Genomic DNA, 2,822 nt, shown 5'->3' with positions numbered 1-2,822 from the left:
AATTCAGGTGGCTTGAGCATGGATAATTCGGGTGCTGAAAATCACTGTACCATATTTGCGATTAATGAATCTCCTTTAGACCAAAACATCATTTGGGTAGGTACAGACGACGGTAATGTTCAATTAACTCAAGACGGAGGAAAAACATGGACCAATGTAACGGCCAATATCCCGAATCTTCCAAAAAACACATGGGCATATTTTATAGAACCAAGTAGTTTTGATAAAAATACGGCTTATGCGGTATTCACTGGTTACACCAGTGGAGATTTTAAACCTTACGTGTACAAAACTACAGACGCTGGTAAAACTTGGAAATCTATCGTTTCACCTGATTTGAAATCATTCGTAAGAAACATCAAAGAAGACTACAAAAACCCTAATTTGTTGTTTTTAGGCACAGAGGGCGGACTTTATGTTACTATCGATGGTGGACAAAACTGGTCGCAGTTTAAGAACAATATGCCTCCAGTTGCAGTACACTGGATTGCCCTTCATCCGACCGAAGATGCTTTAGTGATGGCTACACATGGTAGAGGAGTAATTATCATCGACGATATTTCGCCTCTAAGACAGCTGACAAAAGAAATTATAGCCAAAGATCTGCATTTCTTCACTACAAAACCTACCAAAATGGCCGAATCAGGTGCATTTGGAGGCTATGCTCGTATGGGAGAATTCGTAGGTGAAAACCCAAACTCAATGGCACAAGTGGTGTATTATTTGAAGAGCCGTCACACTTTTGGCAAAATGTCTTTGGAAATATTCGACCAAAACGACAAGAAAATTGCCGATTTAGCACCTGGTAAATCGAAAGGCATCAATTATGTGGATTGGACTTACAGTCTCAAACCACCAAAGGTTGCAAAAGGAAAAACAATAATTCAGGCTGGATTCCAAGGCCCAACTGTTCTTCCCGGACCTTACAAAGTAAAAATAACCAAGGGAGCAAAAACTTACGAAAGCACCTTGAACCTAATCGCCAATCCGAAGTCGATACATACGGCAGATGATCGTAAAGTGCAGTTCGAAACCGCAATGAAGCTTTTCAATATGAGTGAGGAATTGGGTTATTTGGTTGACCAAATAGACAATTACAAAATAAAAATCGACTCCATTTCACCGAAATTGACCTCGACTAAATTGAAAAAACAATTCCCAGTGGCCGACATTGCAAGCAAAATGCAAACACTGAAAGAAACTTTGGTGGTATTGAAGGGAGACAACTACGTAGGTGCTGCCGAGCCGCAATTGAGAGAAAAAATCTCAGGTTTGTATGGTGAGGTTTTGAGTTATACGGGCCGCCCAACCAACGCACAATTGGCCAGCATGAAGGTATTGGACGAGAAACTTTCGGCAGCCAAAACACAGATGGAAGGTTTTAAAGCAAGTTTAGACAAATTGGCACCAGCCATGGTAAAAGCCAAAATGCCTGAATTGAAAGTGAGGAGCTTTGAGGAATTCAAAGCAGCTGAAAATTAAGAATATTTTGTTTTTTTGATAGAATTCACCCCGACTGAGTAATTGGTTGGGGTGTTTTTTTACATCATCTTCACCAAAATCCACTCTGGCAAATTACGCATGAGGAAACCTATTATTCTAAATCTCTTAGTGACATACACCACAGGTTTATCCGCTAAGACGGCGTCAAAAATCTGGTTTGCCACCTTGTCGGCTTTGGCGACCCAAAACATCCCTCTTTGACCGTCAGTCATTTCAGTTTCAACATAACCTGGCCGTACATCTATTACTTTTACGCCATGATTTCTCTTTTTAGAACGAATCCTTAGTCCTTCCATATAAGTGGAAGCAAATGCCTTGGTGGCATGGTATTCGGGCGAAGTTGGCCCTCCTCTTTCACCTGCAACTGAAGAAATACCTACAATTTTTCCGCTTCCCTTAGATTTAAAATAATAATAGGCCCATTGAGCCAAACCCATAAATCCACGGGCGTTGATATCAATGGTTTTGAGTTCGTCTTCAAAACTCGCCTTTGGAATACCAATGCCCGCATTGATGATGAGGATATCCAATCCGCCCATTTTTTCCACCAAATCAGCCAAAATGTTCCGAGTACTCTCCACTTTTTCCACATCCATTTCTGCAATGTAGAATTTGGCCCTTGGTAATTCCTCTACAATTTTTTGGAGCAAATTTGTTCTTCTTGCCGTTATTCCGACCTCAAACCCCTCTTGGGCATATTTTATAGCAAGAGCCTTGCCTATTCCCGAACTTGCACCTATGATAATTACTTTTTGTGACATTAGTTTGAAATATTATCCTTTTACAATTTGCAGTAATATTATGCAAAATAAAACATAATCCAAATCATGGAAGAAGTAAGCAAGCCTGCATAAAATATATCTGATTTAAATAAAGTCATTTCATCTTTTGCCCGTTTGTGAAACCAAACAAACAAAAGCAAACAAACAATTGCGGCTGGAGTGGCTGCTGTTTGAGGTGAAATCAGGCCCAATAATGCTACTACTATAAATGGAATTTGAGTAAGTAAAAACCAAAACAAGGTACTTCCAATGCCAGATAAGGATATGCCTAAATCGAATTCTGCAATCTTGGCCTTTCCATTTGCATTTAGATATTTACTCCATATCACCAGCAAAATTGAGCCTATTAAAAAAATTGAAAATACACGATACAAAAAGTTGAAGGTTTCGCCGAAGGTTTGTCTGATAAATGGGTATTGAATCAGTATGTTTTCAAATATCCAATCACATCCTAAACCAATAAAGGGAGAACCCGCCAAAACCATTACGGCAGCTATAGGATTGGTTTGTTTCCAAAGTACTCCCCAGAAAAACACC

General features: G+C 39.6%; 2 protein-coding genes and 1 pseudogene. 1 reads left to right on the top strand and 2 read right to left on the bottom strand.

Annotation, left to right across the window (positions count from 1 at the left end; translation table 11 throughout):
• The coding region (locus EGI31_RS14435; protein ID WP_445468527.1) for a VPS10 domain-containing protein at positions 1-1,482 on the top strand (1,482 nt) is incomplete at its 5' end.
• 59 nt (positions 1,483-1,541) lie between these two features.
• Here the strand turns inward: EGI31_RS14435 and EGI31_RS14430 are convergent.
• Both EGI31_RS14430 and EGI31_RS14425 read right to left on the bottom strand, forming a co-directional pair.
• Positions 1,542-2,264, bottom strand: a complete 723-nt coding sequence (locus EGI31_RS14430) for an SDR family NAD(P)-dependent oxidoreductase (protein WP_255037017.1) — start codon at positions 2,262-2,264, stop codon at positions 1,542-1,544.
• 38 nt (positions 2,265-2,302) lie between these two features.
• Positions 2,303-2,822, bottom strand: a pseudogene (locus EGI31_RS14425) (SLC5 family protein); the annotation flags it as partial.

It is taken from the genome of Lacihabitans soyangensis (assembly GCF_024343775.1).
Lineage (GTDB): Bacteria > Bacteroidota > Bacteroidia > Cytophagales > Spirosomataceae > Leadbetterella > Leadbetterella soyangensis.
The sequence above is the reverse complement of the archived record's forward strand: the minus strand, read 5'-3'. Positions and strand labels throughout refer to the sequence as shown.

Excerpts from the sequence above, each read along its gene's own strand:
- EGI31_RS14430 (WP_255037017.1), bottom strand. The coding sequence starts at position 2,264 with ATGTCACAAAAAGTAATTATCATAGGTGCAAGTTCGGGAATAGGCAAG.